Below are 6,000 nucleotides of genomic sequence, written 5' to 3'. Positions count from 1 at the left end.
TCATCATCGTGAGTCTGTTCCGTGAGCTGCCTTCTATAACGTCCTCAGCTACGCCAGCGATGACCACCGAGCTGAATAAATCAGCGTTTCCCTAGAACGACCATTACCTTAGCAAGAGCAGCCCAGCCTGCCTTCCCACCTCTCTGGGTATGTTTTTCGGCAGAGCGCCACACCCCGACGAATTGCCACAGCGTCAGAATCACAACAAAGGTGTAAAAAGACAGAATGAAGAGTCCGGTCGCTATCGGGTCGAGTTGTCGAATCTCGTCAGTTGATCCGACCCAAGCGGTGAGTGCTATGACAACGGCCGAAAGAAGGGAACCGATAATCCAGTAAGAAAATCCAAGCGAATAATCTCCGCGCCAATGCTTCAATATAAAGTTGGATCGTCGAGCATGAGAGGCTGAAGAAAGGGGAAGCGTTTGGGTTGCCTCCCCGGCCGGTAAAGCTTGATCGGACTGCGGTGAAGTTTGGCCGGTGACCTCGACATCCCGCAGCGGTGAGCCGCATTTGAAGCAAAAACAGGCATCGCTCTGGTTAGAGGAGCCACATTTTGTGCAAAACATGGTCGTTATACTCGACGGTCAGTTGACCCGAACGGTGGGAAAATTTGCGGGTAAAGCCATCGCAAATGCCGGCGCCCGCGATCAAGGTGGGCATGCCTTTCTGGCGCAAGGCTAACACAGCGCCTGCAGATATGGGGATGCGCCAATTTTCGTTGGCGCAGTGCTGGCGCATCCGCAGAAACTTGCTGCCGCAACAATCAGAACCGTTTTTTTCATTGAAGTGACAGGCTTAAAATTGTCAACGACACGTAGGGCACTTGAAATATTTATCTTGAGGGCAACCCGACACGAGTGTAGAGCACGGGCGGTATCGCTACCAGCGATGTTAGCCACATATATTTAACGGCCGCTATTGGCTAATCTGAAGAGCTGTTCAGGGTCGGTTTATGCCGTTCGCATACCCGCCGCGATCAGCGATCGATCGAAGTTAGCGTTCGACCGGGTGGGGCCACAACCTGCCGTTCAGCGAGCTTGGAAACCGGCCGTTGGAACGGCTGCCCTACTCCTGAACCTGACGGACGAGCTCAATCCGAACCGTTGTGCTGGGCGGATATCGTTAGCCACCGCTCGCCGCGTTGGGTATGAGGCGCAATGCGGCAATGAAGCGCCACCCGCTAAATCCGGGCTTGCATCTTGGATTAGTATTCCTCTCGGCCTATATCTAACGAGCACAAGGGTGCTTACGCGAATGGCGGTTTTGTGCGACCGCCCACACATCCTCTATTTTTCCATAGTCAGTCGCCTATGATTGAACGTGCACTTGAACTATGCGGCGTTCGCTCACCTAGGGGTCGCTCATGCAAACTCTGCAATGGCTTTTCGATGCACTGCGCCCGCTGTATCGAAAGGCCGAGGTAGTGGTTTTTTTCGTCAAAATATGCTTAAGAATCGGAACACATCCTAGAAAGACCGCCGATCAAATATTGTGCGGAACAGGCCATATTGTTCTCGGACCAAAGCTTTGCGCATCGATGGGGTTAGCAGTTCTCATCGCTTCGTTCACGGTGATAGAGCACGTCAAACCAAGCACTGACTGGTTCTACGTGACGTTGGGTTTGCCCGCGAACGAGGTGGCTGCTTTTTGTCTCGATTTCAAAGTAAGCAAACATGACGCCGAGTATCTTTATGTTTTGCAGGATACGGACGCTGACGAATTTGCACGCGTTTCTCACCAAATCGAATCTTTGGCTGGATCAACTTCAGACACTGACATAGCATTGTATCTCGACAAACTAGACGCCTCACTCGCCAGAGACTATATAAGCCACGCGAAGTCCGACGCCGGGCGTGCCCGAGCAATAAACGCCTTAACTCAGATTATTTTGATGTTTTTTATTCTACTTGGTGGCGCCATATATCACTTATCCGTGAGACCGAAATCTATATCACTCAAAACCTCAATTACATTGACACAGTATTTTTTTGGATATTACGGGCTCTTCATTGCGTCAAATCAAGCAATCGATTGGATGATATACAAGACGGATTTATCTTTCCTCTTTTCTAAACCGCTTGGATATATCGAGACAATTTTCTTGACAACGCAATATTGTATATTTTTAAACCGGGCTCATAGACGTAGCACTCCACGCGTCCTCTTCGCCCTACTTATAGCCGTCGCAAGCATGAGCACATGTATACTTATCTTCGCGGAAATCATAGTTAATACAACAAGCGCCCCGGCTTTCGCAAGACTTATCCAATTGACCGGATGACCTATCAGCGCAATGCTTCGATCACGTACTCGATAAAGCGGGCCTCGTACCTGTCCCACGCGGGTACACGAATGACGACAATGGCCGAGCTACTGTCCCCGAGAAGCCCGCGTGGATGACCGGAGTGCTCAGTTACCCGCCGTTGGACCCCAGACAGCGCGACCGGCGGCAGTGGGTCGACTTGGGACCGTCACGCCCCTCGATCCAGCAGCATTGGCATGCGGACGTGTGGACTGGCAACCGGCACTGAGACGATTTCTGCTGTCTGGACACTGACACTCCGGGTGCGGAAAGCGCACAAAAATCGCGTGAGAGTGTTGTCAGTGGGATCGGCCGGTCACCGCGTGTCGGGGTGGAGCCGGCGCGTAATGAGACATGTCAGATAGGTTGCAAACTCGGGATCCTGGTAGTAAAGGCGCATGGCATCCGTCGCCGAAGCCGAAAGCAGTTCGCTGTCGCTCTCGCAGCGCGCTGTACACATGCGGCGATGGTCAGTCGAGAACATACCGATCTCCCCGAGGATCGCACCGGGCCCCACTTCGATGCCGATCTCCGGCAGACTGAACCTGCCGCGCACAACGTAATAGAGCGCGTCGCTCCGATCACCCTTCCGGAACAGCACTTCGCCTGACCTGAACTGACTGCGCACCATATGGGTGAGCAGTCTCCCCACCGACAGTTGACCAGACAGTGCCTTATGAAGCTGTTCGTCGCTGACCTTATTCAGCCGCATCGCAGCTATGCTCGCCTGGCTCCGGCTACCGACCTTGAGCGCCTTGTACACGGAGTACAGATGAACCTTGACCGTCCCCTCGGCAATGTTGAGCTGGCGTGCGATCGACTTGTTGGAGTCTCCGCGCGCCGCGAGCGCCAGAACCTCGATCTGTCGCGGAGTAAGCGCACAGGCACTGTCTTGCGGCACTGCATTCGACCGCATCGACGTGTCTGCGGATGGTTCGTGCCCGTTCACCACGAAACTGAACAGCGTCGGCGGCAGGTACATGCCACCCGCCAGCACCAGACGCAGCGCGCCTCGTAGCACGTCCGCGGAATCCGATTTGTCGACACAACCCGCCGCACCGGCGGTAATGAGACTCTCGACGATCCGGGAATCGAGCGTCGTCAGCAGCACGACGATCGGCAGGGCGGCCGTGCTGCGACGTGCCGCGCCGACGGTTTCGAGTGCTTCACTCACGTGATCGCCATCCAGCACGAGCAGGTCAGCGGCTAACCTGACTTCGGACCCCGAGGCAGCGTAGTCTGCGAATCTGACCTCGGCGCAGGGGACCAGATCGCCGAGAAGGCGTGCGACGCCCTCGCGAAACAGCCCGGCAGGCCCAGCGAAAAGAATATGCATATTTGCCGCCCCACGTGTGTCCCGGCTGGAACGCACGCCGCACCTACTTGCAGAACGGACGGGGCGAGCCGCCAAAACCAGAACGAAATGGCGGGCACGCATTTTAAGAAGCGCGACACGTCGATATCCTGGTCGTAGCCGAAATTGAAATACAGAGTGAGACTGGGATCAGGCGACCTCGCGTTGGCAAGCCTTGGTAGTCTCTTGCGAACGGACGCGCTGCTTCAGCTGGACCGCCGCACGTTAAGCGAGGCTAGGGAACGCAGCAGGACGCGACAGCCTTCGAGCTTCCGGGTTCGGCCACGAGTCGACATTCACCGGTTCCGTTACTCAGCGACACGGACGTCCGCTCCACATCAGCAAACGGCCAGCCGAAATCCGGCAACCTGGTTAGCAAGGGTCAGTGGCGAAATTTGTGAGTGCAGCCAACCACCTGAAGTGTGCGGTACCACACGTTTCTGGAATAAAGCGGAAAGTCCTGGATCCATATTGAGCAGACAATTGGTCCCCGACGGGCCGGCTTCGTGTATCGCATCCGCAAGCCTGGCCTTGCAGCACCAACAGGGCTTGAAAGGCCCCGTCCGTCCGAGAGTGTGCCGAAGTGGGGCTAGAGCGATGGAGGTTGAACCACAGCCTGAACCGGAAAGCGCCGCTGGATCGGTGCTTTCGTCGAGTACGACAGTCAACTGGCGTGCCTGGCGTAGTAAGGTTCAGTGGTCGATACTCATCGTTGCCACTGCGATCTGCCTCGTGTTTTCCAATCAGGGCGGACTAAAGCCAGTTGTCATCGGCGCCATTCTTCTTGCGTCCGCAGTTTCCAGCATCGCCGGATTCGCCTTCTCCGCGGTCTGCGGCGCCATGCTGTTCCATCTAGCCAGCGACCCCGTGCAGATCGTCCAGATCATGATCGTCTGCAGTATCGCCAACCAGACAGCGATGGTCTGCTCACTAAGACGAACGATCCGCTGGCGAAAACTTGCTCCTTTCCTGATTGGCGGCGCATTTGGCCTGCCGGTTGGCATAACGGTATTGTTGAAGCTGGATCGTCATGTTTACACCCATGTGCTTGGCGTGTTTCTTGTCCTTTACGGCTGTTACATGCTTGTCCGTAAGCCTTTAGTTATCCGTCGTCAGAATATGGCCTTCGATGTCCTCGCCGGATTTCTCGGGGGCATCACCGGAGGTGCCGCCGGGTTTCCCGGTGCATTTGTCACCATCTGGTGCGGCTTCAAGGGATGGAGCAAGGAGCGCCAGCGCGCCATGTTCCAGCCGTTCATTTTGATCATGCAGGTAGCCGCCCTCGCAACGATCAGTCTGTTGCGACATTCCGCCGGCAAGGTCGGGTTCGAGCCGGCGGACTTGCTCTGCATACCCGCTGCGCTTCTCGGAACCGCTGTTGGCATGACGCTCTACAGGCGGCTGTCAGACAATCATTTCGCTCGTGCCGTGAACTTGCTAATGATCGCCTCGGGGATCAGCTACTTCGCGTAGTCGAGCCGAAAACGGGCTTTTCGCTTCGGCAACGGTTACCCTGTGCGATTTGCCGGGTTCTGTTCATGTTGGCGTCGCACCAACAACCACTGCACCTTCAAAACGTATCACCCCGTGATCTAGCCAGGTTCTGCCGGTCGGGCTGACACGGTATGAATTGCCGTGCCGGGCCTGAACCTGGGAAGCAGGATTTTCAGCCGGTAGCAGCGCGTGAAATTGCACAGAGCGGCGGCTCCTCTTTCGATATTCACGGCTGAAAACGGCCAGTACATCCCGGCGCCGCCCTGAAGGGTTAATACCCTTTCGTATAGAGCGCCAGATGGTTACTCACCGACGTTACACCCGGCACGCCCATCGCCACTTCCGCGGCCTGCTGGATCTGAGGACCGTCCGGCACGCTGCCGGATAGTGTCACGACACCGCCGCGCGCCTTGACGAATACGTTCGACACGTTGAAGTTGGGCGCTTTCGATAACGCCTTGCGTACATCGCGAGCCAGCTTCTTGTCCGCTGGCGTCGCCTTGCCTGAACTTGCAGCCGGACTCGACGCCATCGGCATGGCGTTGCTGGCTTGCGCATAGACGTTCGATGTCAGCGTCACGCATCCCACGACGACGAGCACATTCACGACGTTGCATGCTTTCATGATTGCCTCTCTTGTTCGGCCTGGCAGATCGTGAGTCAAAGATACGCTACCTGAGCGCCTGGATGGTAACGTGTTGCTGCCGACGCCAAAATGAGCCAGTTGCCGATACACGGATGAACCGGGTCAGGGTACTCGCGATGCCGTCGGTTCAAGCATCATTTGGGCACGAAGCAGTTCACCTAGGCCTCGGCATCCGGATCAAAACGAAGGCGGCAACGACAATCC

At 56.0% G+C, this 6,000-nt stretch carries 5 protein-coding genes; 3 read left to right on the top strand and 2 right to left on the bottom strand.

Features of this window, described 5'->3' with window-relative positions:
• Positions 1-510: 510 nt before the first annotated feature.
• Together P3T23_RS41665 and P3T23_RS41660 are read left to right on the top strand one after the other, a co-directional pair.
• Positions 511-681: a hypothetical protein gene (locus tag P3T23_RS41665; RefSeq protein ID WP_429321892.1), complete on the top strand. Its 171-nt coding sequence runs from the start codon at positions 511-513 to the stop codon at positions 679-681.
• A gap of 682 nt (positions 682-1,363) precedes the next feature.
• A complete protein-coding gene (locus P3T23_RS41660) occupies positions 1,364-2,281 on the top strand; it encodes a hypothetical protein (protein WP_429321891.1) in 918 nt (305 codons plus the stop codon).
• Positions 2,282-2,618: 337 nt separating this feature from the next.
• Here P3T23_RS41660 and P3T23_RS41655 read toward each other — a convergent pair whose 3' ends face one another.
• Positions 2,619-3,638 (bottom strand): LuxR C-terminal-related transcriptional regulator, encoded by a 1,020-nt coding sequence (locus tag P3T23_RS41655; protein WP_429321890.1) that lies wholly within the window; start codon positions 3,636-3,638, stop codon positions 2,619-2,621.
• Between the two features lie 615 nt (positions 3,639-4,253).
• On the opposite strand from P3T23_RS41655, the gene P3T23_RS41650 reads away from it, so the two are divergent.
• Complete coding sequence (locus P3T23_RS41650) at positions 4,254-5,129, top strand: sulfite exporter TauE/SafE family protein (protein ID WP_429321889.1); 876 nt, start codon at positions 4,254-4,256, stop codon at positions 5,127-5,129.
• Between the two features lie 292 nt (positions 5,130-5,421).
• On the opposite strand, the gene P3T23_RS41645 is transcribed toward P3T23_RS41650, so the two are convergent.
• Complete coding sequence (locus P3T23_RS41645) at positions 5,422-5,775, bottom strand: BON domain-containing protein (RefSeq protein ID WP_429321888.1); 354 nt, start codon at positions 5,773-5,775, stop codon at positions 5,422-5,424.
• Positions 5,776-6,000: the final 225 nt, after the last annotated feature.

This window comes from Paraburkholderia sp. GAS448 (assembly GCF_050435685.1).
Classification (GTDB): Bacteria; Pseudomonadota; Gammaproteobacteria; order Burkholderiales; family Burkholderiaceae; genus Paraburkholderia.
This window is presented reverse-complemented; position numbering and strand designations above follow the sequence as displayed.